The organism is Streptococcus sanguinis, from assembly GCA_013378335.1.
Classification (GTDB): Bacteria; Bacillota; Bacilli; order Lactobacillales; family Streptococcaceae; genus Streptococcus; species Streptococcus sanguinis_I.
In genome coordinates this window covers 1,683,447-1,708,303 of record CP040556.1, presented here as the reverse complement: position 1 = coordinate 1,708,303, position 24,857 = coordinate 1,683,447, and the positions used below count along the sequence as shown (strand labels likewise).

Annotated in this window: 19 protein-coding genes and 4 pseudogenes; 21 read left to right on the top strand and 2 right to left on the bottom strand. The window is 42.7% G+C overall.

The genetic code is table 11. The features are described from left to right. Positions 1-62 precede the first annotated feature (62 nt). From FFV08_08730 to FFV08_08675, 12 genes are all read left to right on the top strand, one after another. Positions 63-803 carry a hypothetical protein gene (locus FFV08_08730; protein QLB52677.1) on the top strand — a complete coding sequence of 247 codons (741 nt, stop codon included), beginning with the start codon at positions 63-65 and terminating at the stop codon, positions 801-803. A gap of 33 nt (positions 804-836) precedes the next feature. Continuing rightward, positions 837-1,583: a hypothetical protein gene (locus FFV08_08725; protein ID QLB52676.1), complete on the top strand. Its 747-nt coding sequence runs from the start codon at positions 837-839 to the stop codon at positions 1,581-1,583. Positions 1,584-1,732: 149 nt separating this feature from the next. Beyond that, positions 1,733-2,425, top strand: a complete 693-nt coding sequence (locus tag FFV08_08720; GenBank protein QLB52675.1) for a phosphoglycerate mutase — start codon at positions 1,733-1,735, stop codon at positions 2,423-2,425. Positions 2,426-2,634: 209 nt separating this feature from the next. Then, positions 2,635-4,701: a penicillin-binding protein 2 gene (locus FFV08_08715; GenBank protein QLB52674.1), complete on the top strand. Its 2,067-nt coding sequence runs from the start codon at positions 2,635-2,637 to the stop codon at positions 4,699-4,701. Between the two features lie 103 nt (positions 4,702-4,804). After that, entirely contained in the window at positions 4,805-5,401 is a 597-nt protein-coding gene (recR, locus tag FFV08_08710; GenBank protein QLB52673.1) for a recombination protein RecR, read from the top strand. Between the two features lie 203 nt (positions 5,402-5,604). Next, on the top strand, positions 5,605-6,666 hold the full coding sequence (locus FFV08_08705; protein ID QLB52672.1) for a D-alanine--D-alanine ligase: 1,062 nt from the start codon (positions 5,605-5,607) through the stop codon (positions 6,664-6,666). A 75-nt stretch (positions 6,667-6,741) separates the two neighbouring features. Further along, on the top strand, positions 6,742-8,166 hold the full coding sequence (locus FFV08_08700; GenBank protein QLB52671.1) for a UDP-N-acetylmuramoyl-tripeptide--D-alanyl-D-alanine ligase: 1,425 nt from the start codon (positions 6,742-6,744) through the stop codon (positions 8,164-8,166). Between the two features lie 29 nt (positions 8,167-8,195). Continuing rightward, a complete protein-coding gene (locus FFV08_08695) occupies positions 8,196-8,882 on the top strand; it encodes a TIGR02206 family membrane protein (protein QLB52670.1) in 687 nt (228 codons plus the stop codon). Positions 8,883-9,001: 119 nt separating this feature from the next. After that, positions 9,002-9,838, top strand: a complete 837-nt coding sequence (locus FFV08_08690; GenBank protein QLB52669.1) for a hypothetical protein — start codon at positions 9,002-9,004, stop codon at positions 9,836-9,838. Between the two features lie 11 nt (positions 9,839-9,849). Then, on the top strand, positions 9,850-11,091 hold the full coding sequence (locus FFV08_08685) for a DUF4071 domain-containing protein (GenBank protein QLB52668.1): 1,242 nt from the start codon (positions 9,850-9,852) through the stop codon (positions 11,089-11,091). Positions 11,092-11,152: 61 nt separating this feature from the next. Continuing rightward, the gene (locus FFV08_08680) at positions 11,153-11,839 is read left to right on the top strand and encodes a TIGR02206 family membrane protein (GenBank protein QLB52667.1); all 687 of its coding nucleotides are present in this window, start codon (positions 11,153-11,155) and stop codon (positions 11,837-11,839) included. A gap of 554 nt (positions 11,840-12,393) precedes the next feature. After that, on the top strand, positions 12,394-13,938 hold the full coding sequence (locus FFV08_08675; protein QLB52666.1) for a peptide chain release factor 3: 1,545 nt from the start codon (positions 12,394-12,396) through the stop codon (positions 13,936-13,938). Between the two features lie 83 nt (positions 13,939-14,021). On the opposite strand, the gene FFV08_08670 is transcribed toward FFV08_08675, so the two are convergent. Beyond that, positions 14,022-14,198 (bottom strand): dehydrogenase, encoded by a 177-nt coding sequence (locus FFV08_08670; GenBank protein QLB52665.1) that lies wholly within the window; start codon positions 14,196-14,198, stop codon positions 14,022-14,024. Positions 14,199-14,275: 77 nt separating this feature from the next. On the opposite strand from FFV08_08670, the gene FFV08_08665 reads away from it, so the two are divergent. The 4 genes and pseudogenes from FFV08_08665 to FFV08_08650 all read left to right on the top strand — a co-directional run bounded on the left by FFV08_08665 (position 14,276) and on the right by FFV08_08650 (position 20,374). Continuing rightward, positions 14,276-15,184 (top strand): magnesium transporter CorA family protein, encoded by a 909-nt coding sequence (locus tag FFV08_08665; GenBank protein QLB52664.1) that lies wholly within the window; start codon positions 14,276-14,278, stop codon positions 15,182-15,184. Between the two features lie 210 nt (positions 15,185-15,394). Next, positions 15,395-18,057, top strand: a pseudogene (gene acnA, locus FFV08_08660) (aconitate hydratase AcnA). 2 nt (positions 18,058-18,059) lie between these two features. Then, on the top strand, positions 18,060-19,178 hold the full coding sequence (locus FFV08_08655) for a citrate synthase (protein QLB52663.1): 1,119 nt from the start codon (positions 18,060-18,062) through the stop codon (positions 19,176-19,178). Between the two features lies 1 nt (position 19,179). Then, positions 19,180-20,374, top strand: a pseudogene (locus FFV08_08650) (NADP-dependent isocitrate dehydrogenase). A 31-nt stretch (positions 20,375-20,405) separates the two neighbouring features. On the opposite strand, the gene FFV08_08645 reads toward FFV08_08650, so the two are convergent. Further along, positions 20,406-20,804, bottom strand: a complete 399-nt coding sequence (locus tag FFV08_08645) for a hypothetical protein (GenBank protein ID QLB52662.1) — start codon at positions 20,802-20,804, stop codon at positions 20,406-20,408. A gap of 30 nt (positions 20,805-20,834) precedes the next feature. Between FFV08_08645 and FFV08_08640 the strand changes: the two are divergent. The 5 genes and pseudogenes from FFV08_08640 (at position 20,835) to FFV08_08620 (ending at position 24,848) form a co-directional block, all read left to right on the top strand. Next, positions 20,835-21,036 (top strand): annotated as a pseudogene (locus FFV08_08640) (hypothetical protein). Positions 21,037-21,162: 126 nt separating this feature from the next. Continuing rightward, the gene (locus FFV08_08635; GenBank protein ID QLB52661.1) at positions 21,163-22,734 is read left to right on the top strand and encodes a DEAD/DEAH box helicase; all 1,572 of its coding nucleotides are present in this window, start codon (positions 21,163-21,165) and stop codon (positions 22,732-22,734) included. Next, positions 22,706-22,807: pseudogene (locus FFV08_08630) on the top strand (NUDIX hydrolase). Before FFV08_08635 ends, FFV08_08630 begins: the two are co-directional and overlap by 29 nt. Positions 22,808-23,302: 495 nt before the next feature. Continuing rightward, positions 23,303-24,049 (top strand): DeoR/GlpR transcriptional regulator, encoded by a 747-nt coding sequence (locus FFV08_08625; GenBank protein ID QLB52660.1) that lies wholly within the window; start codon positions 23,303-23,305, stop codon positions 24,047-24,049. A gap of 322 nt (positions 24,050-24,371) precedes the next feature. After that, a complete protein-coding gene (locus FFV08_08620) occupies positions 24,372-24,848 on the top strand; it encodes a PTS sugar transporter subunit IIA (protein ID QLB52659.1) in 477 nt (158 codons plus the stop codon). Positions 24,849-24,857: the final 9 nt, after the last annotated feature.

Below are 24,857 nucleotides of genomic sequence, written 5' to 3'. Positions count from 1 at the left end.
TGTAGTATTGAAATCTTTAAGGGGTATTACTTTGTGGGTAGGTTAGATTTTTAGGAGGTCTTATGTTTTGGAGAAGAGATTGGGAGGAAGAGATATCAGGAAGCAGAGAATCACCTTTTTTGGAATGCCGTCATCTTCTCTTTGAAGAGGAAGCTGGCTATCCCATTTGTCCTTCTTGCGGCAAGCTAATAAAGGAAAATCTTCCTCAAAACAGTGTGGATCGCTCACGTCTTTATCTGATTTATCAAAAGGTGAAGCGAGTATGGAGTGTCAAAATTGGAATTGCTTCGACACTGCTCATTATCATTCTATCTTATTGGTTGCCACAGGTTATAGGTGGCTGGTTTCTATGGACAGGGGACTATGGATTTAGTAGATTTATTCCTTCTAGTTCTCATAATCCTACCTTATTTAGTGTGACACTTTTTGGCTACATTCCCTTATTTATCCTTTTTGTAGCAAGAGAGCGTGTTAAGCGATTTTTTACCTTCTCTTTGAGGATTGAGCATTTTCATAACATTCTTTATTCTTGGCCAGTTCAGCTTACTCTCTTTATCTTTTTAATCATCTTATTAAGTACTTATATGCCTAAGTTTTACGAAATGGAAGGAGAATCGTTGATTGTCAAGCAAATTCAGCTAACTCCCGCCCAGCAGACTAAGGGAGTAGAGCTCTTTGTCTTTGTCAATATGCTTTGTAACTGGATAGTAGCAGGCTTGTTGGCCATTCATCAACTGATAGACAGGAGACGGACTTGGTGGCTCAAGGAAGCCAACGAGGTTTATCTATCTGGCGGGTGTTGATATGAAAAGAAATTTCGATTTTTAGGAGGTCTTATGTTCTGGTGGAGAAAGAAATGGCTGGATGAGTTGTCAGACAGTGATGAATCGCCTCTTTTGGAATGCCGTCATCTTCTCTTTGAAGAGGAAGCTGGCTATCCTATCTGTCCTTCTTGTGGCGGACTCATAAAAGAGAATTTTCCTACGAAAGGCGCGGACAAAGCACGTCTGCACCTGATATGGGAGAAGATGCAGCGAGTATGGAGTGTAAGATTTGGAAGGGAATTTTCAGCAGCTTTGTTTGTGATACCAGCTATTTTTCTTCCAGAATTTTTAAGCCATTGGATTTTAACCACTGGAGATTACGGCTTTTCTAGCTTTTTCATTGCTAGCCGTCATACGCCTACAATGATTAGCTTCACTTATGAAGGCTATATTCCTTTATTCATCTTTTTTATGGGCAAAGAACGCTTTAAACGTTTCTCTACTTTTTCTTTAGGATTTGAGCGTTTTCATAAAATCCTTTATTCTTGGCCTGTTCGGCTTGTTACTTTTATCGCTGTTATTTGCTTCATTAATATTATTATGCCAAAGATTTATGAGGTCGAAGGAGATGTCTTTATAGGTAAACATAGCCAGCTAACTCCCGCCCAGCATGCTAAAGGTGTAGAGCTTTTCATCTTTGTCAATATGCTCTCCATCTGGATTGTATCTGGCTCACTGCTTATTTATCAGTTGGTAGACAGGCGGCGGACTTGGTGGCTTAAGGAAGCTAATGAGACTTATCTGTCTGGCGGATGCTAAGGCAAAGGGTTCTGCCCGGAAATACAAAAGCGCTTTCTTGCTGAAAAAGGTCTGATTTGACGAAATAGGCTAGCTTTTTAGGCGAAAATTTTGTAAAATAGAATAGATAAACGGGGACTGCCTCGGAAAATAAAAGGAGAATCCATCTAATGGTAAAATTAGTTTTTGCTCGCCACGGTGAGTCTGAATGGAACAAAGCTAACCTTTTCACTGGTTGGGCTGATGTTGACTTGTCTGAAAAAGGTACACAGCAAGCAATTGACGCTGGTAAACTGATTAAAGAAGCTGGTATCGAGTTTGACCAAGCTTACACTTCAGTTTTGAAGCGCGCGATTAAGACAACTAACCTTGCTTTGGAAGCGGCTGACCAGCTTTGGGTACCAGTTGAAAAATCATGGCGTTTGAACGAGCGTCACTATGGCGGCCTGACTGGTAAAAACAAGGCAGAAGCAGCTGAGCAATTTGGTGATGAGCAAGTGCATATCTGGCGTCGTTCATACGATGTATTGCCTCCAAACATGGATCGCAATGATGAGCACTCAGCACACACTGACCGTCGTTATGCTTCACTTGACGACTCAGTTATTCCAGATGCTGAAAACTTGAAAGTTACGCTTGAGCGTGCCCTTCCATTCTGGGAAGACAAGATTGCTCCAGCTTTGAAAGATGGCAAGAATGTCTTTGTAGGTGCACATGGTAACTCTATTCGTGCCCTTGTGAAGCACATCAAACAATTGTCTGACGATGAAATCATGGATGTGGAAATTCCAAACTTCCCACCATTGGTATTCGAATTTGACGAAAAATTGAATGTAGTAAAAGAATACTACCTTGGAAAATAAGCTTAAAGGAATCTGAGATTATTCTCAGGTTCTTTGCTTTTCCAGAGAGGAAAAATAAGGCTTGCTGGAAGCCTAGCCAGCAAGTCTTTTAGGTTCTGAGGTTTGGCAGACTTCCTCTTAACTCGTCCACATTTTCAGATTTTCTATCAGTTTTGAAACATTCATCGAGCTGGATTTATGGTAAAATAAAGGTCAGAACTTTTACTAGAATGAGAGAGAAGATGGCAAGGAAGAAGAGAAAATTTGACAGTCATTCCATCACCAGAAGGCTTTATCTGCTATTTGGAATCGTGATGTTTTTGTTTTTAGCCTTGATTGCCCGTCTGGGCTATATGCAGGTGGTCAATCAGGACTTTTATACGGATAAGTTGGCCAAGGCCAGCAAGACCAAGATTACCACTAGCTCAGTGCGTGGGCAGATTTATGATGCTACCGGCAAGCCCTTGGTGGAAAATACGACCAAGCAGGTGGTGACCTATACACGGGATAACCGGCTGACAGCTGGAGAGATTCGAGCGACAGCTCAAAAGCTCCTGACCTATGTCAGTGTCAGCGATACAGAGGTGACAGATCGCCAAAAGGTGGATTATTATTTGGCGGACAGCGCAGTCTATCAGGAAGTAGTGGAAAAGCTGCCCAAGGACAAGAAATTTGATACAGACGGCAACCGCTTGCCTGAGTCCAAAATCTATAAGGCGGCAGCTGAAAGCATTGACCCTAAACAGCTGGGCTATACGGATGAGGAAAAGAAGGCCATCGTTCTCTTTAGCCAGATGAATGCAATTTCCAACTTTGCGACGGGGACCATCCAGACAGATCCGCTGACAACAGAGCAGGTGGCTGTATTGGCTTCCAGCAGCAAGGAGCTGCCGGGTATCAGTGTCTCAACGGGCTGGGACCGCAAGGTCTTGGATACCTCACTGGCCTCTATCGTTGGAAATATCTCGACAGAAAAGACTGGACTTCCGGCTGAGGAAGTGGATGATTACTTGAAAAAAGGCTACTCCCTCAATGACCGAGTGGGGACCTCCTATTTGGAAAAGCAGTATGAGTCAGTCCTGCAAGGCAAGCGAGCTGAGAAGGAGATCCATCTGGACAAAAATGGTAATATGGAGAGCGTGGAAAATATCTCTGACGGCAGCAAGGGAGACAATCTCAAGCTGACGGTGGACTTGAACTTCCAGCAGGGAGTGGAGGACATTCTCAAAAATGCCTTTAATGCAGAGTTGGCTAGTGGCAATGCGACTTACTCTGAGGGGGTCTATGCCGTAGCTATGGATCCCAATACCGGTGCTGTTTTAGCCATGGCAGGCATCCGGCACGACCTGGAAACAGGAGAAAGCTCGGTCGATGCTCTGGGGACCATGACCAATGTCTTTGTTCCGGGATCTGTGGTCAAGGCTGCAACATTGACCTCAGGCTGGGAGAATAATGCTATTAGCGGCAACCAAGTCCTGACAGACCAGCCCATTAGCTTTGGCGGTACGGACAGCATCACGTCTTGGTTTACCCAGTATGGTTCGCGTGCCATCACAGCTCAAGAGGCTTTGGAATACTCTTCCAATACCTATATGGTGCAGGTAGCGCTGAAGATGATGGGGACGCCTTACTCAGCGGATATGAAGCTGAATTTTGATGAGCTGGATCCGTCCATGAAAAAGCTGCGCTCGACTTTTGCAGAGTATGGTCTGGGCACTTCGACAGGGATTGACCTGCCAAATGAGTCCACAGGTTATCTTCCTGACAAGTTTACCTTTGCCAACTATCTGACCAATTCGTTCGGTCAGTTTGACAACTATACAACGCTTCAGCTGGCCCAGTATGCCTCAACAGTAGCTAATAACGGCAAGCGTGTGGCTCCACATATCGTTGAAGGCATTTACGGCAACAGTGACCAAGGAGGACTCGGTGATTTGGTGCAGAAAATTGACACCAAGGAGCTGAACCAGGTCAATATCTCTGACGAGGATATGAGCATTATCAAGCAAGGCTTCTATCAAGTGGTTCATGGCAGCAGTGGCTTTACGACTGGCCGGACTATTTCTCAGGGAGAGAGCGTGCCAATCAGTGCCAAGACTGGTACGGCTGAGACCTTTGTGGACAAGGGCAAGAAAGAAGCCATCAATACCAATGTCGTGTCCTATGCACCGAGTGAGAAGCCGCAGATTGCGGTGGCGGTAGTGTTCCCCCACAACACGGACCTGTCCTCTACTGTCAGCCACAGTATCACTCGCGATATAATCAATCTTTACAATCAACAACACCCTATGAATTAGTGCTCAATGAAAATCATCAGCAAACGGAGAAAGCTAATGCAGTCAGTGCTCAAGTAGAGCAATCTGGTTTGAGGAGATTTTTTGAGAATAGAGAAAGGATTTTATGCTTTACCCAACCCCTATCGCCAAGCTGATTGACAGTTTTTCCAAGCTGCCTGGCATTGGCATCAAAACAGCCACTCGTCTGGCTTTTTACACCATTGGCATGAGTGATGACGATGTTAATGAATTTGCCAAGAATCTGCTGGCTGCTAAGCGTGAGCTGAGCTACTGCTCTGTCTGCGGCAACTTAACGGACGAAGACCCTTGTGCAATCTGCCAAGACCAGTCGCGCGATCAATCGACTATTTTGATCGTTGAAGACAGCCGAGATGTGTCAGCCATGGAAAATATTCAGGAATACCACGGACTTTATCATGTCTTGCATGGCTTGATTTCGCCTATGAATGGCGTTGGACCGGATGATATCAATCTCAAAAGCCTGATTACTCGTCTGATGGATAGCGAGGTAACGGAGGTCATTGTCGCAACCAATGCGACAGCGGATGGCGAAGCGACTTCCATGTATATTTCACGTGTCTTGAAACCCGCTGGGATTAAGGTGACTCGCCTAGCGCGTGGTTTAGCAGTTGGCTCCGACATTGAGTATGCGGACGAGGTTACGCTGATTCGCGCCATCGAAAATCGGACAGAATTATAAACATCAAGGATTTTTCTGGCTCTAGCTGGCTGGAAGAGTCCTTTTTTCTGTTCAAAAATGCTGGGAATTGTGATATACTAAAACGGACTGATACAGAAGCTCCTGCTTAGAAGAATCGACTAGCTAGGTAGGTGTAAAACCAAGCTTTTTAGGTTGTTTTATTTCGAGCTGGCAGCTTTTGTAAATCGTACTATTTTTAGAAAATGATAGGAAAAATCATGGTAAAACAAAGATTGATTTTATTGTATGGCGGACGCAGTGCAGAGCGGGAAGTTTCGGTTTTATCAGCTGAGAGCGTCATGCGGGCTGTCAATTATGATAGGTTTTCGGTGAAGACTTACTTCATCACCAAGGACGGAGATTTTATCCAAACTCAGGAATTTGAAGCAAAGCCAGCTGCTGACGAGAAGCTGATGACCAATGCCACAGTGGATATGTCTCGGAAGATTAAGCCTAGCGACATTTACGAAGATGGAGCAGTGGTCTTTCCGGTCCTGCATGGTCCCATGGGCGAAGATGGCTCTATCCAAGGTTTCCTAGAAGTGCTCAAAATGCCTTATGTCGGCTGTAATATTTTATCTTCTAGCTTAGCCATGGATAAAATCACGACTAAGCGAGTGCTGGAATCGGCAGGCATTGCCCAAGTGCCTTATGTAGCGCTAGTTGATGGTGAGGATCTAGAGCAAAAAATCCAGGAAATCGAGGAGAAATTGACCTATCCAGTCTTCACCAAACCTTCTAATATGGGCTCCAGTGTCGGCATTTCTAAATCGGAGAACCAAGCAGAACTGCGTGCTTCTCTGGACCTGGCCTTCAAATACGACAGCCGGGTACTGGTTGAGCAAGGAGTGACAGCTCGCGAGATTGAGGTTGGGCTTCTGGGCAATGTGGATGTCAAGAGTACCCTGCCTGGAGAAGTGGTCAAGGACGTTGCTTTCTATGACTACGAAGCCAAATACATTGATAATAAGATTACCATGGATATTCCGGCTAAGATTCCAGAAGAAGTGGTGAGCTTGATGCGTCAAAATGCAGAGGCCGCTTTCCGAGCTCTGGGCGGTCTGGGACTGTCCCGCTGTGATTTCTTCTATGCAGAAGATGGTCAGGTCTTCCTTAATGAGCTTAATACCATGCCAGGTTTTACCCAGTGGTCCATGTATCCATTACTCTGGGAAAATATGGGGCTGGCCTATCCTGACTTGATTGAGGAACTAGTTGGCCTAGCTGAAGAGGCATTTGCCAAGAGAGAGGCGCATCTTCTCTAAAATATGATATAATAGAGGGGCTGAAAATTTTCGGTCCTTTCTTTTTGCGAGCAAACCGAAAAACGAGGAAGAAGTATGAAATTAGATTTATATGAAATTGCAGAAGTCCTGTCTGCGAAAAATGATGTGACTCAGTTTGAAAATATCTCTCTTAGAAATGCTGAGTTTGACAGCCGCTTGATTGAGTCGGGTGACCTTTTTGTGCCGCTTAAGGGGGCGCGTGATGGCCATGACTTTATCGCGACAGCTTTTGCTCAGGGAGCAGCCGCAACCTTATCTGAGCGACCAGTGACAGAAGGGGCTTATATCTTGGTCGACGATGTCCTGACGGCCTTCCAGCGCTTGGCCCAGTATTATCTGGAAAAAATGCAGGTGGATGTGCTGGAGGTGACAGGTTCCAACGGCAAAACGACAACTAAGGACATGCTAGCTCAGCTACTAGCAACCAGCTACAAGACCTATAAGACCCAGGGCAATTACAACAATGAAATCGGTCTGCCCTACACGGTTCTTCACATGCCTGAGGACACAGAGAAACTTGTCTTAGAAATGGGGCAAGATCACTTGGGAGACATCCATCTCCTGTCTGAACTTGCCAAACCTAAGACAGGCATTGTAACTCTGGTCGGAGAAGCCCATCTGGAATTTTTTGGCAGCCGAGCTGAGATTGCCCAAGGCAAGATGCAGATTGCGGACGGTTTGAGAAAAGATGGTCTCTTGATTGTTCCGGCAGATAAGATTGTCAATGAATTTCTGCCAGCAGACTGCAAAATTGTTCGCTTTGGTCCTGATGCGGATATCTTCCTGACGTATCTGGAAGAGCGCAAGGACAGCTTGAGCTTTGAATGCAACTTTTTAGAGCGGAGGATTGACCTGCCTGTGACCGGTAAGTACAATGCGACCAATGCCATGATTGCAGCCTATGCGGCTCTGCAGGAGGGTGTATCTGAGGCGGCAATTGCTCAAGCCTTTTCTGAGCTGGAACTGACCCGCAATCGAACGGAGTGGAAGAAAGCTGGTAATGGCGCAGATATTTTATCGGATGTCTACAATGCCAACCCAACAGCCATGCGCTTGATTCTTGAGACTTTCTCGACCATTCCGGCCAATTCAGGCGGACGGAAATTGGCGGTGCTGGCGGATATGAAAGAGCTGGGAGCAGACTCTAAGTCCATGCACGGCTCGATGATTACCAGCCTCAATCCAGAAATTGTGACCGACCTTTTCCTCTATGGACAGGACATGGAAGCCCTCTATGACTATGCCAAGGAGATTTATCCGCCTGGCAAGGTTCATTACTTTATCAAAAATGACGAGAAAGACCAGTTTGAACAACTGACTAAAGCTGTCAGAGAGAGTCTGACTCCTACTGACCAAATTCTTCTCAAAGGCAGCAATTCCATGAATCTGGCTAAGCTGGTAGAGGACTTGGAGGGGGATTATAAGCAACAACAGGCAAACTCAGCCTTGTTCAAACCTTATACTAGAATGGGAGCCTAGGAGATGGGAATAAGAGATGGGAATAAGAGATGGGAATAAGAGATATGTTTACAACCTATAAAACCGAACCGCCTCAACTGGGACTTTGGTATTTTGTTCTTTTGGGCTTGGTCTTTGCGATTATCTGGCTTTCCTATCACTACTACAATCGGAAACCTTACCAACGGCTATTTGTCGGGATGCAAGCTTGCCAGCTGATAGGCCTCTACTCTTGGTATATGCTGACTGCTGCCTCGCTGTCTGAGAGTCTGCCCTTTTATCATTGCAGAATGGCTATGTTTGCCTTGATGTTTCTGCCTAATCGCTCAGTGTATAAATTCTATTTTGCACTTTTGGGGATTTTTGGCTCGATTGTAGCCTTTATTTATCCGATTTTTGATCCTTATCCTTTTCCCCATATCACTATTTTGTCCTTTATCATCGGCCATCTAGCGCTCTTGGGAAATTGTTTGATTTATCTTTTCAGATATTATCATACTTTCTCTATGAGCTGGCAGCGAGTGGTGTGGACGACCTTTATGATCAATGCTTTTTTGCTTGTTATCAATATGTTGACAAAGGGTTCTTATGGATTTCTCACAGATCCGCCGCTTGTTGGCAATCACGGACTCCTGCTTAATTATCTGCTTGTCTCAATCGTCTTAAGTGCAGCAGTTTGCTTGGTTTCTGACATTTTTAAGAGCGTGGAGAAGACTAAGGAAGTTAAACTGATTTAAAAAGTAAATAGGAATATGAAATATTAAGAATTTACTTTTTACAAAACTGATAAAAAATTGGAAAACTTTTAAAAATTTTGATACTATTTAGATATACTTATAATATTTGGGGTGATAAGATGTCTTCTTTTCCTTTTTTTAGCAAACGTATTTCTGATAGATCTCAAGACAGTCAAACTAATTTATTTTTAAGTCACAACTCTAAAGATAAAAAATATGGAGATATATTACGAGAATTGTTGATTGGAATAGGTTTAAGAAATGATAAGTTAATTTATACTTCGAATGAAAATAATGGTGTTCCATTTGGTAAAAATATCTATAATTACTTACAAGAGCGCCTTAATGATAAAACAATTGTACTATTTTTACTCTCATCAGAATACTTTTCTAGTGTAGTTTGCTTGAATGAGTTGGGGGCAACGTGGGTAAAAAAACATGAATACTATAATTTTTATATCCCGGGTTTTAATTTAAAAGATAATAATTTTTTAAACAGTTGTATAGATAATAATTCCATAGGCATCTTTTTAAATGGAGACAGTCAATGTCGAGTAGGCTTGGAAAGATTTATAGATTCTATTATTCATAATTTTGAATTAAATTGTGATGATTATAGACTAAATAAAGAGCTTGATGAAGCTTGCAAAAAATTTCGAAATATTTCTGTTTTAAAAAAAGCATTTACAACAAAAATTGTAGAAGTTGATCAAAAAAGAAACTACACATTTTGTAGATTGGATGCTTTATTGCCGACTGAGGAAGATTTTCATGAAGGTGAATCCCACTGGCTTCAACTTAGTCGTGAATATAATAAAGATATTATAGAAAAGGTGGAGAAAGGAAAGTCAATAACTTTTGTTCCAAATAAAATAACAAATTTTTATGAGGAAGCCTATGGTGAAAAGAATTTCAGAAACATTTATGCAGATTTAGATGGAATTGAAATTTTTTAGAGGGAGCAGTTCTGATGGAAAATAAAGTTTGTTTTGTTGTAATGGGATTTGGAAAAAAAACATACCTTAAAACGAATGAACTAATTGATTTGGATGAAATTTATAATGAAGTTATTAAACCATTATTTGAGAAAGAATTTCCGAATTATAAAGTAATTAGAGCAGATGATATTGCTGGTTCGACAATCATTGATGTTAGTATGTATGAACTACTTTTGCATGCTGATTTGGTAATTGCCGACTTGACAACTTATAATATAAATGCTGCTTATGAATTGGGTGTTCGCCATGCTGCGAAGCCTTTCTCCACTGTGATGATGATTCAAGAAGATCATGATATTCCATTTGATTTGAACCATTCTCGTATCTGTAGATACAAAAAATTTGGTGAAAAAATTTCGAAATCTGAATCAGATGAAATAATGAGTAAGCTCAAAGAATATATTAAAGAATCGGAAAAACAGCAAACGGATAGCCCTCTATATACCTATATTCCAAAAGTAAAACCCCTTCAATACGATAACAACTGTTATTGTAAATTAATTTCTGATGCAGAAAACTATTCGGATACGATTGGAGAATTGTTACAAAAAGCGAAAGACTTTAAAAAGAAGGGAAACTTTATAGAATCAAAAAAATGTTGGAAAAAATTGGTTGAAAAATCACCGAGAGAAGATTATTTTATTCAGCAATTGGCTCTCACTACTTATAAATCTAAACTACCCAATGAGACAAGCGCTTTAATGGAGGCATTACAGACTATTCAGCAATTGCCATTAAAGAAGACTCTTGATACTGAAACATTGGGCATAGCTGGGGCTATATATAAGAGATTGTATAAAATAAATAAAAATCCAGATTATTTAGAAGATGCGATAATGTTTTATAGAAAAGGATACATAGTTAAACAAGATTATTACAATGGGGAGAACTATGCTAATTGTTTACTATTGCAACTTTTACATATTAATGATAAGAAACAGATAAAATATAATCAATTTGAAGCTGAAAAGGTTTATAGAGAACTTATAGACTTTGTTAGTGAAAAAGAGGATGAGGATGACTATTGGAAATATGCAACTTTAGCAGTTATTTATTATTACTTTGATAATTTCGAACATTACAACAAGAATAAAAAACTCTTTAGTAAAAGAAGTGATAAATGGGAAGAAAAAACATTTCAAGAAACTATACAAGATATTAAATGTGTAAAAGAGAGATTCAACCTAACTGGAAATAACAGCATTTTATAAATGTTGTTATCTATGATTGAATGTCTATATAAGACATGATTTATTTAGATTAAAAAGAAATATGAAAGAATTTTTAACTACGACAAAAACGGTGGCACCGCCTATCTCGATTTTATGGTATGCTGTGATGATTGCTCTGGTCTTGCTGTCTATTTGGAGCTCGCTCAAATACCATGATAATCCGCGTTTTGTCAAGGCTTTTAAGTGGATTCAGATTGCCCAGCTGCTGATACTTTATAGCTGGTATTTTGGTTTTCGGATTCCCTTTTCCAATAGTCTGCCCTTCTATCATTGCCGCCTGGCTATGTTTGCGGTGGTCTTTCTGCCAGACAAATGGCGCAGCAAGCAGTATTTTGCTCTATTAGGAGCCAGCGGAGCGGTCTTTGCCTTGGGCTACCCAGTCTTTGATCCCTATGATTTCCCGCATATTACCAGCTTTTCTTTCCTGATTGGCCACTATGCCCTTTTGGTTAATTCCTTGATTTATCTGATGAATCACTACGACAAGACCTTGCTCAAGAAATACGTGATTGTAGCTTACACCTTTGGACTCAATCTTTTCCTAGTCGGTGTTAACCAAGTGACAGGAGGAAATTACGGTCTGCTAAAAAGTCCGCCTTTCATCCCTGATGCCCCCCTATGGATAAAGTACCTCCTTGTGTCAGTCATCCTTTCTCTGGCTCTGGTTCTCTTTGATATCTTGTTTAAGAAACGGTGGAAAAAGCAGTTAAGTCTGGTCCGCAGTTAATTTATCTCAAGTTTACAGCTCCTGTCAAGTTAATGTGGCAGGATTTTTTTAAATTAGAAAGCTTAATTATGACTTGCTTTGCTTCTAGTGACAAATGGACGGTTTGTCTATCAACTCTTTAAGCTGGTTCAACTAGACGCTTCTGTTGGCGGAATGAAATATCCCAAATTTTGGTCTTTCTTAAGGCTGGCAGACAAAGGGGAGAAGGTTTGCTCCTCTATCTTTTGAAAACGGAATAAGGTCATGTTTTCCATGACAGCTGAAGAGAAAGAAGAGTTGGAAACCAGAAAAAAACGTCTGCTCTATTTACTGGGTTTAACCTTCATCTTTGCAATTTCCTCTTTAGAAGTGTCATTGTCAGATTATAAGAGAAATTTTATTGACATAGTAGAATAGAATCGCTCAAAAGGGCGATTTTTATCTTCTTTAGATAATTGAAAAAAAGCGCTAAATCCGCTATAATAGGTAGGTTGAAAGGATTGAAATACTCCGATGTAAAATAAAAAACAAATACTAAGATTCACCATTATCCTAAATAAAAGAAAGAGAAGAAGATGACTTTACAAGAAGAAATTAAGAAACGCCGGACCTTTGCCATTATCTCCCACCCGGACGCTGGGAAAACGACCATCACGGAGCAGTTGCTCTACTTCGGGGGCGAGATTCGTGAGGCTGGGACAGTCAAGGGGAAAAAGACGGGTAATTTTGCCAAGTCTGACTGGATGGATATTGAGAAGCAGCGGGGGATTTCCGTGACTTCCTCTGTCATGCAGTTTGACTACGATGGCAAGCGAGTCAATATTCTGGATACACCGGGACACGAGGACTTCTCAGAAGATACTTATCGGACCTTGATGGCGGTGGATGCTGCGGTCATGGTTATTGACTCGGCCAAGGGTATTGAGGCCCAGACCAAGAAATTGTTTGAGGTTGTCAAGCATCGGAATATTCCAGTCTTCACTTTTATGAACAAGCTGGACCGTGACGGTCGCGAGCCCTTGGATTTGCTGGAAGAACTGGAAGAGATTTTGGGCATTGCTAGCTACCCAATGAATTGGCCGATTGGCATGGGGAAGAGTTTTGAAGGTCTTTATGACCTCTACAATGAGCGTCTGGAACTTTATAAGGGTGAGGAGCGCTTTGCGACTCTGGCAGAAGGCGACCAACTGTTTGCTTCAAATCCTTTCTATGAGCAGGTTAAGGAAGACATTGAGCTCTTGAGCGAAGCTGGGAATGAATTCTCGGAAGAAGCGATTTTGGAGGGCAAGCTGACACCTGTTTTCTTTGGCTCAGCCCTGACCAACTTTGGCGTCCAGACTTTCCTGGAAACCTTCCTTAAGTTTGCTCCAGAACCGCATGGCCACAAGAAGACAGATGGCGAGGTAGTCGAGCCACTCAGCCCAGACTTTTCAGGCTTTGTCTTTAAAATTCAGGCCAATATGGACCCGCGCCACCGCGACCGTATCGCTTTTGTCCGTATCGTTTCTGGCGAGTTCGAGCGCGGTATGAGTGTCAATCTGCCTCGCACTGGCAAGTCTGCCAAGCTATCCAATGTCACTCAGTTTATGGCCGAAAGTCGGGAGAATGTGACCAATGCTGTAGCTGGTGATATTATCGGGGTTTATGATACGGGGACTTATCAGGTCGGTGACACCTTGACTGTAGGCAAGAATAAGTTTGAATTTGAGCCCCTGCCAACCTTTACTCCAGAGATTTTTATGAAGGTTTCAGCCAAGAATGTCATGAAGCAAAAATCCTTCCATAAGGGGATTGAGCAGCTGGTACAAGAGGGAGCCATCCAGCTTTATACCAACTACCAGACGGGCGAGTACATGCTGGGCGCTGTCGGTCAGCTCCAGTTTGAGGTCTTCAAGCACCGCATGGAAAATGAATACAATGCTGAAGTAGTTATGAATCCTATGGGCAAAAAGACTGTCCGTTGGATTTCACCAGATGACCTGGATGAGCGTATGTCTTCTAGCCGTAACATCCTGGCCAAAGACCGCTTTGACCATCCTGTCTTCCTCTTTGAAAACGACTTTGCCCTGCGCTGGTTCGAGGACAAGTATCCCGATGTTAAATTGGAAGAGAAGATGTAACTCAGTACCAACAATTGGAATTAAAATTCCTAATTGTTGGACGCTAGCCACTATTGTACGGATTAGCTAACTGCCTTACTAACTCATCGGCGAAAAAATAATCGTTTTCGCCTCTTCGTGTTGTAGTGGACGGGATTGTTATGGTTGTCTAACAAACTAGAGTTACTAAGGCCGAGTTCTGTTGGAGCCTTGCTAGCCGCTTGACTAATCTCATCAGGCGAGGTAGTTAATTTAATTGGTTTTGTGCTTCGACATTGCATATTTACTTGCAGGAAGAGTTTATGAAGTTGGGTGCTAGTTTATTAGAGAATCATTCTACCTCATAGAAAGGAGTTCCATGTTTCTGGAAAGAAAATTAAAAGATCAGTCTGTCTGGATCAACATTGACTCAGATAATTTCAAAAGAAATGCCCGGATTTATCAGGATTATGAAATTGACCAGGAGACCATCGAGTATGCACTCGATAAGAACGAGCGGGCTCACATGGACTACAATCGTGAGAATGGAACAGTTGTCTTTATCTACAATGTCCTTGATCTAGCGACAGATAAGGAACATTATGAGACGATTCCCATGACCTTTGTGGTGCAGCAGGGGCGGCTCATTACTATCAGCAACCAAGACAACGCCTATGTTGTGGACATGATGAAAGCCTATACTGAGCATCATGAGCCGGTATCGGTCTATAAGTTTCTTTTTGCTAGTCTGGAGTTGGTCTCCAATTCTTACTATCCCATCGTTGAGCGGATGGACAAGCGCAAGGATGAGATTAATGCTCTCCTGCGTCAGACAACTACCAAAAAGCATCTTTTTGCTCTGTCGGACTTAGAGACATCTATGGTCTATCTGCTTGCTGCTGCCAAGCAGAATCACATGCTCCTAGAGCATATCAAAAGCCACGGCATTTACCGCCGTTTTGATGAGTTAGAAACCGAGCAGTTTGAGGATGCCATGATTGAGGCTCGTCAGCTCGTCTCCATGACCGATCTGATTGCTCAAGTTCTCAGCCAGCTCTCTGGCTCCTACAATAACATTCTGAACAATAATCTGAATGACAATTTGACGGTCTTGACCATTATTTCGGTCCTTCTGGCAGTACTTGCAGTTATCACTGGTTTCTTTGGTATGAATGTTCCTCTGCCTTTGTCTAATGATAAAAATGCCTGGATTTATATTGTTGTTATTAGTCTAATCATCTGGGGACTCTTGACCAAGCTTCTTAAATGGTTGGCCAATAAGAAGTGAACATTTGAAATTATTTTTACTATAGCAAGCACCGAGAATGGTGCTTGTTTTTTCGTGCTTGGGAAAAATAATTATTAGTACAGTTTGACTGTATTTAAAAACTGTTCTTGTATGTTATAAAATATAACATAAAAATTATAATTTTTATTGCATAAAATTTCATAATAAAGTATAATATAAAACAATTTAAAATAAGTGAGGGGCAGAAATATGGCAGAATACCTAAGCGATTTAAATTATAAAGGCAAAATATACCAATACACAGACCTGGGGAAAGCCTCAGCTATACTAGGAGGGAATATAGAAGAACTTCCTTATTCTATTCGCATATTATTAGAAAGTGTCCTTCGTAAGGAAGATGGGATTGACGTAACAAAAGATAACATTAGGTCTTTGATGCATTATCAAGCTAAATCGCCAAGTGGTGAAGTTCCTTTTAAACCTAGCAGAGTCATTCTCCAGGATTTTACGGGTGTTCCTGTTGTGGTGGATTTGGCTAGTATGCGCGATGCTATTGTCGGGCAGGGAGGTCAGGCCGATCAGATTAATCCAGAGATTCCGGTTGATTTAGTTATTGACCACAGTGTTCAAGTGGATTTTTATGGCTGTGACACAGCTCTGGAAGCCAATATGAACCAAGAGTTTGTCCGCAACAATGAGCGCTACGAATTTCTCAAGTGGGCAGAAAAATCATTCGATAATTATCGTGCGGTTCCCCCTGCTACTGGGATTATCCATCAGGTCAATATCGAGTTTCTCAGTGATGTCATCATTGAAAAGGATGGCCAACTCTATCCGGATAGCATGTTTGGAACGGACAGTCATACGACCATGATCAATGGTATCGGTGTTCTGGGCTGGGGAGTTGGCGGGATTGAGGCCGAGGCTGCCATGCTGGGTGAGGCTTCTTATTTCCCTGTTCCTGAGGTGATTGGTGTTCGTCTCTTGGGCAAGCTACCTAAGATTGCGACAGCGACAGATTTGGCTTTAAAGGTCACGCAAATCTTGCGGCAGGAAAATGTCGTTGGTAAATTTGTCGAGTTCTTTGGGCCTGGTTTGTCTAATCTAAGTCTAGCTGACCGGGCAACGGTGGCTAATATGGCTCCGGAATACGGAGCTACCTGTGGCTATTTTCCGATAGATGAGGAAACGCTCAATTATATGCGCCTAACCAATCGATCAGAAGATCATATCGAGCTGACTCGTCTCTATGCTCAAAAAAATCACCTCTTCTATGACGAAAAGGTTGAGCCGAACTATACCAAGGTAGTCGAAATTGATTTGTCCAGCATTGTGCCGAATATCTCAGGGCCCAAGCGGCCCCAGGATTTGATTGAATTAACAGCTGCTAAAGAAGAATTTCAAGCTAGTCTAGTCAGAGAAGCGGGGGTCCGAGGCTTTGGTTTAGATGAGAGCGAGCTAGAGAGGTCTGCAGTGGTCCAATTTTCTGACCATGAGGAGACGATTAAGACCGGTCATGTGGCTATCGCTGCTATTACTAGCTGTACCAATACATCTAATCCCTATGTCCTGATGGCGGCGGGGCTTTTGGCCAAGAAAGCAGTAGAAAAAGGCTTACGTGTTTCAAAGACTGTCAAGACTTCTTTGGCTCCGGGCAGCAAGGTGGTCACAGGCTATCTTAAGAAGAGTGGTCTTCAGACTTATCTGGATCAGCTTGGTTTCAATCTTGTCGGCTATGGCTGCACCACTTGTATTGGAAATTCAGGCGATCTCCGACCGGAAGTGGCTCAGGCGATTACGGATACTGACTTGCTGGCTAGTGCTGTTCTTTCAGGAAATCGGAATTTTGAAGGACGGATCAATCCACTGGTCAAGGCTAATTTCCTAGCTAGTCCTCCCTTGGTAGTTGCCTATGCTTTGGCTGGAAATACCAATATTGATCTGACTAGTGAACCCTTGGGTTATGATCAAAAGGGGCAGCCTGTTTATTTGATGGATTTGATGCCGGAGCACGACTTGGTTGCAGACTATGTTCAAACATATGTGACGCGCCAGCTTTTTGAAAAAGAATATGCCCATGTGTTTGACGACAATGAAAAATGGAATCAGATTCCGACAGCCTCTTCTCAAAATTATCAGTGGAATCAGGCTTCGACCTATATTCAAAATCCACCTTACTTTGATGGCTTGGCTGATGATTTAGCCATTCAGCCACTGAAAAATCTTGCAGTGCTGGCAAAATTTGGGGATACGGTGACGACAGACCATATCTCCCCAGCAGGAAATATTGCCAGAAACAGCCCAGCAGCTTCCTATTTAATGGAGCATGGAGTGGATTACCAAGAGTTTAATTCTTATGGCAGCCGTCGGGGCAATCATGAGGTCATGATGCGGGGGACTTTTGCCAATATCCGGATAAAAAATGAATTGGCGGATGGGAAAATTGGTGGTTACACAGATTATAAAGGAGAGTTGCTATCCATTTATGAGGCAGCCATGCGCTACAAAGAGGAGCAAATTGGCACCATTGTCTTAGCTGGCAAAGACTATGGTATGGGATCCAGCCGTGATTGGGCAGCTAAGGGGCTAATCTTTTGGGTGTCAAGGTGGTGTTGGCAGAGAGTTTTGAGCGTATCCACCGGTCAAATCTGGTCATGATGGGGATTCTTCCTCTCCAGTATCTAGATGGAGAAAATGCGGCTAGTCTTGGTTTGACAGGCAAGGAGACTTTCGATATTAATCTGCCACAGGATCCGCAAGTTGGTCAGCTAGTTGATGTGGTAGCTCGAAAGGGTGTTGAAGAAATAGCTTTTCAAGCTCGGCTGCGTTTTGATGCAGAGGCGGATATCCGTTACTATGAAAACGGAGGAATTTTGCCCATGGTCGTTAGAAAGAAATTAGAGGAGGTGTGAGCATGAGTCAGACGGACGGTTTGAAAGATACCATAGCCTGTGATACCAGGATTAGCCAGATTGTGGATGATTCCCTATCTTATGCAGGCTACAATATTTCTGAATTGGTAGAGCACCATGCGAGTTTTGAAGAGGTGATTTATCTGCTGTGGCATTTGCATTTGCCGACTCAGATTGAGCTCAAGCATTTTGAAGAAGATTTGCGAGCTAATTATGCCATTAGCGATGCGGTGGAGCAGTGCATTCTTATCCAGTCCCGCAAGCATCTTCATCCTATGAGTGTCTTGCGCTCAACGGTCAGTCTTTTGGGTGTTTATAATGTTCATGCTGAGGAAGCGTCTCTAGAAGCGACCTATGAGCAGAGTATCCAGCTTATGGCAAAGATGCCGACTATTATTGCGGCTTTTGCCAGACTGAGGTCGGGTCAGACTCCGATAGAGCCGCGGGAGGATTTAGGTTTTGCGGCCAATTTCCTCTATATGCTCAAAGGGAAAGAGGCTAGTGAGCTTGAAGTCAAAGCTTTTAACTGTGCCTTGGTGCTCCATGCCGATCATGAACTCAATGCTTCAACCTTTGCTGCTCGAGTCTGCGCCTCAACTCTGACCGATATTTATTCCTGCGTGACAGCAGCTGTTGGAGCGCTCAAGGGCTCGCTTCATGGCGGCGCTAATGAATGTGTCTTTGATATGCTGAAAGAGATCAGAGAGGAAGGGGATTGTCAGGCCTATCTAGACCGCAAGCTGGCCTCTCACGAGAAGATTATGGGCTTTGGTCATCGGGTTTACAAGACACAGGATCCACGTGAAAAATACTTGCGCCAAATGGCCAAGGATTTGACACAGGGAACTAAGGATGAGGTCTGGTATCAGCTTTCAGAGGAAATTGAAGCCTATATGAAGCATACCAAGCATCTGATACCGAATGTCGATTTTTATTCGGCTACTGTTTACCATGTGCTGGGCATTGACAGCAGTATCTACACCCTGATTTTTGCTATGAGTCGGGTGGCTGGTTGGATTGCCCATATTCAGGAACAGCGCAAGAACAATAAGCTGATTCGGCCACGTTCTAACTATATTGGTGCTCAAGGTTTGGAGTATCTTCCAATTGGAAGGAGATAAAATGGCAGATAAGATTTTGTTTGAGAAAGGGCGGTTGCAGGTGCCAGATGCTCCTATTATTCCTTACATCCAAGGAGACGGGGTTGGGGTTGATATCTGGGAAAAGGCCCAGCTGATCTTTGATAAGGCAGTGGAAAAGGCTTATGGTGGGCAGAGAAAGGTTGTTTGGAAGGAAGTTTTGGCTGGGAAAAAGCAGCAGATCTGACGGGTTACTGGCTACCGGATGAAACGTTGGCAACGATTAAGAGCCATCTGGTAGCTATTAAGGGCCCGCTAGAAACCCGGTCGGAGAAGGGATTCGTTCCTTGAATGTGGCCCTGAGACAAGGATTGGACCTCTATGCCTGCCTGCGGCCGGTTCGTTATTTCAAGGGAGTTCCAAGCCCGCTCAAGCAGCCGGAGAAGACCGATATCACGATTTTTCGGGAAAATACAGAAGACATCTATGCAGGGATTGAGTGGGAGAGTGGAACGGCTGCAGTCAAAAAAGTTATCGATTTCCTGCAGAAGGATATGCAGGTCGACAAGATTCGCTTTCCAGAAAGCTCTGCTATTGGGATTAAGCCTATCTCTAAGAAAGGAAGCGAGCGGCTGATACGGGCGGCTATTGACTATGCACTAACCAAAGGACTGAGCCGGGTAACTCTGGTCCACAAGGGCAATATCCAGAAATTTACAGAGGGCGGTTTTCGGAAATGGGGCTATGAACTAGCTCAAAGAGAGTATACGGATGAGTTGGCTTCTGGAAAACTAATCATCCAGGATGTTATTGCTGATAATTTTTTGCAGCAGATTTTGCTTTTTCCAGAGAAATTTGATGTTGTCGCCTTGACCAATCTAAATGGTGACTATGCCAGTGATGCCTTGGCTGCTCAGGTGGGTGGGATTGGTATTGCGCCAGGGGCCAATATCAATTACGAGACTGGTCATGCTATTTTTGAAGCAACTCATGGAACGGCGCCAGATATAGCAGGTCAAAATAGGGCTAATCCTTGTTCTCTTCTCTTATCAGGGGCCATGCTCTTTGATTACATTTGTTGGTCGGAGGTCTCTCATCTCCTGACTAAGGCTATTGAGAAGGCTCTCTTTGAGCAAAAAGTGACAGGCGATTTTGCCAGTCAGCTGGAAGGAGTAACAGCTTTGACCACTAGTCAATTTGCTGAGGAGCTGCTAGCCAATATAGAAAAATGTCCATAGTGAAGAAAAAAGTGATGAAGAATCTGCTTATTTAGACAGTCTCTTCATCACTTTTTTGTCTTTTTCGATATTCCAGTCCCCAGCCGATGATCCAGCAGAAGACTAGCAGATAATTTTCAATCCAGCCCAGAAAGTTTGCTTGATTGGCCTTTTCCAGATAGCCTAGCAGATGGTTGGTTCCAAAGCCCAGCCCGCCCAGAATCAGTGCTAGCAAAGTCATACGCAGGTAGAACCAATCATACTTCATGTTGGCGGCAATGACTAAAGGCAGGATAGCCAGATTCCAGAAACCAATTTCCCGCTGCCAGTAGGGAGCTAGACCATAGATGGACTCATTGCCCAAGAGCTGGGGCCGGAAAATCTGGATCATAGCCGCGCCCAGCATAGCTAAGATCAGTAAAATGAAAGCCACTCGTAAAAATTTATTCATACCTGTCTCCTTTCTTCTTTGTAGATTATAATGTTTTTGAAAGTGATTTTCAAGTTTTCATTTTTTACAAAAAGAAAGCTCTAATAAAATATTTTACAGGCAAGTCCTATCTTTTTAGGTACTTTTGTGGTATACTAGATTAGTTGCAGAAATACAGTTTTTCTATTCAGTGGGAACTAGCGACCGAGTCGGCGCTTTTTTAGTGCCTAGACTTGAGAGCCCATATTTATGAAGAGAAGAGCGAATACTCTCAGAAAATCGTGATTTAGCAAGCGAAAACTGCTTGGTATGTTTCGATAGTTGAGTATCAAAAGCCTTATAAGGTGGCTTCGCACCGCCTTTAGAAAGAAGAAGAACATTGAAATTTAATGAATTACATTTATCTGCTGAATTACTAGCAGAGATTGAAAAAGCTGGCTTTGTAGAAGCAAGTCCTATTCAAGAGCAGACAATTCCACTTGCTATGGCAGGTAAGGATGTCATTGGTCAGGCCCAGACAGGGACAGGAAAGACAGCAGCCTTTGGCTTTCCAACTCTGGAGAAGATTGATACAGATAATCCTGCTGTGCAGGCTTTGATTATCGCTCCGACCCGTGAATTGGCTGTGCAGAGTCAGGAAGAGCTTTTCCGTTTTGGCCGCAGTAAGGGTGTCAAAGTGCGTTCTGTCTACGGTGGCTCTAGCATCGAAAAGCAAATCAAGGCCCTCAAATCAGGTGCTCATATCGTCGTAGGAACACCTGGACGTCTTTTGGATTTGATTAAACGCAAGGCGCTTAAGCTGAATCAGATTGAAACCTTAATCTTGGACGAAGCGGATGAAATGCTTAACATGGGCTTTTTGGAAGATATTGAGTCTATCATTTCCCGTGTGCCAGAAGAACGTCAGACCTTGCTCTTTTCAGCGACCATGCCGGATGCTATCAAGCGTATCGGTGTCAAGTTCATGAAGGAGCCTGAGCATGTCAAGATTGCTGCTAAAGAGTTGACGACGGAGCTGGTAGATCAGTATTATATCCGTGTCAAAGAAAATGAAAAATTTGATACCATGACCCGCCTGATGGACGTGGAGCAGCCTGAGCTGTCAATCGTCTTTGGTCGGACCAAGCGCCGGGTGGATGAGCTGACTCGTGGCCTGAAAATACGCGGTTTCCGAGCAGAGGGTATCCATGGTGATTTGGACCAAGGCAAGCGCCTCCGAGTCCTGCGCGACTTTAAAAACGGTAATCTGGATGTCTTGGTGGCGACAGATGTGGCCGCGCGTGGTTTGGACATTTCTGGTGTGACCCACGTCTACAACTATGATATTCCGCAAGATCCAGAAAGCTATGTTCACCGGATTGGTCGGACTGGTCGTGCTGGTAAGTCAGGTCAGTCTATCACTTTCGTAGCGCCAAATGAAATGGGCTATCTGCAGATTATCGAAAATCTGACCAAGAAGCGTATGAAAGGCCTTAAGCCAGCGACTGCAGAGGAAGCTTTCCAAGCTAAGAAAAAAGTTGCCCTTAAGAAGATTGAACGCGATTTTGCGGATGAAAGTATCCGTTCTAACTTTGAGAAATTTGGCAAGGATGCCCGCAAGCTGGCAGCAGAATTCAGCCCAGAAGAGCTGGCTATGTATATCCTCAGCTTGACGGTGCAGGATCCAGATGCCCTTCCTGAAGTAGAAATTGCCCGTGAAAAACCATTGCCATTTAAACCGTCTGGCGGAGGCTTTGGCGGAAAAGGCAAGGGCAGTCGTGGCGGAAATAATAACCGTCGCAGCAATGACAATCGCCGTGACCGAGGCGGCCGTCGCGATCAATTTAAGAAAGGTCGCAAAGACGAGCGTTTTGACAAAGAAAATCGCTACCGCAAGGACCACAAGAAGCCACGCAACACTTCTAGCGAAAAGAAAACCGGCTTTGTTATCCGCAATAAAGGCGATAAATAAACAGAAAGAGAGTAGGACAGAAATCGGTAATTCGTTAGAATTCGATTTCGTCGTCCCACCTCCGCACAGTTGAGTAGGGCTGTAAAAGCTGATGAAATCAGCGTAGTAGAGCCCACTCAACCACTGCGTCTTGCTCGACAATCCAAAGACAATTGAGAGGCTGGGACAAAAGTCCGACCTCAAATATAAAAAGCGAACAAAACTAGTTTTCTGGCAATCAGAATTCTAATTTGTTCGCTTTTCGCATTTAATTATAGATTTGAAGGGCTAAATAATTAAGATTTTTAAAAATTGAAATCTTTTTGTCCCAAACTCCTTTTTTATTGAGGAGAATCTCGATATCTCTCATGATTTGTTTGAAAAAAGCACAATGAAAACGCATAATCAAACAATATTCTATTTTTTTGAAAAAAAGTATACATTTTTTTGTTTATATGAGAAAATTGTAGTATAATGAAGTAAGAAAGGGTACATGGACATTAAGGTGATTTGAAGTGTCTAAGGAACCTGACAAGAAAAATAGACTTTGTGAGAAGTCTCTAGACATCAACCACAAGGAGGATTGTACATGAAGGAAAGTCGTCATAAGGTGATTTTGCAAGAGCTGGACCAGATGGGAGTTGTGTCCGTTAAAAATCTGAAAGAATTGCTGAATGTAACAGATATGACCATTCGGCGAGATTTGATTGATCTTGAGAAGCAAGGACTTTTGATTCGGGTGCATGGTGGAGCTCATAAAAAAGTGAAAGATAGCTTGAATGAAGCTTCGCATTCTGAAAAAACGATGTTAAATATCGAGGAAAAGAAGCTGATTGCTAAAAAATGTGCGGATCTGATTGCTGAAGGGGACACTGTTTTTATCGGATCAGGTACCACAACAGATTTTATAGGTGATTATTTAGAGGGGAAAAATATCAGTATTGTGACCAACTCTCTCCCTATTTTCGAAAAAATGAAGGACTATCCAAATTTTGATTTGATTTTGATTGGAGGGCGCTATCGGGTCAAGACCCAGACTTTTGTCGGGCAGTTTGCCAATAAACTTCTGCAAGAAATTAAGGTGTCCAAGGCCTTTATTGGAGTGAACGGAATTGACGGTCACAATGTGACGACTGCCAATGAAGAAGAAGGAAATGGGAATGCCATCATTCTTAACAATGCAATTGAAAAATATATCGTGGCGGATAACAGCAAATTTGATAGCTATTCTTTCTATAGTTTCTACCGTTTAGACAATATTGATGCAATTGTGACGGATGAGCATATTTCTCCGAAGGTGAGAGCTAAATATAGTTCTTACACCAATGTTCTTTGATTTGATACTTTTTGTAAAAATCAATCTAAGAGTCTAAAAGCTGCGAATTTCGTAGCTTTTTTGTCTGGGATACGCAATCCTTCCAATCATTTTACTTAAAAGCTCTTATGCAACATTTAAGATTTTATAATTTCATTTTCGAATTATTCTATCCGTTGTTCTATGTAGAATTGTTAAATAGTCTATCTGCATGCAAACATCTAACTATAAAAATCATTCGTCAAATAAACAAAAAACAACAAAACAAACTATTGACAGCGCTATCACATAATGATATAATTAATTAACGAACAAAAAGAAACAAAAAAGGAGAAGTGATGAAATGGCGCTTGCCCAATTATTTGATGAAAAATTGATATTTTGTTTACATGCTGATAATCAGGAAGATCTCTTTCATCAAGTAGCTGATTTATTAGAAGAAAGAGAAGTCGTAACTTCTTCTTATCGAAAGGCCTTACTTGAAAGAGAAAAGTCATTTCCGACCGGTTTGGATATGGAATTTTTAGGCAAAGATTTGCCGAATGTTGCCATACCTCACACGGACATCGCGCATAACTTGACTGAAAATGTGGTGGTTGTCAAGCTGGATCAGCCTGTAACCTTCCACAATATGATTTCTCCTACGCAAGCCGTTGAGGTTTCTCTCTTGTTCTTTATTATTAACCATTCTAGCTCGAGCCAAACAAACATTTTGGCACAGCTGATGGACTTTTTCACAAGTGAAGGCAATTTAGCTGAGCTAGCTAAATGCGGCACTGAAGAAGAGTTGTTTCACTATATTTCAACTGTCATCAAATAAATTAAATGG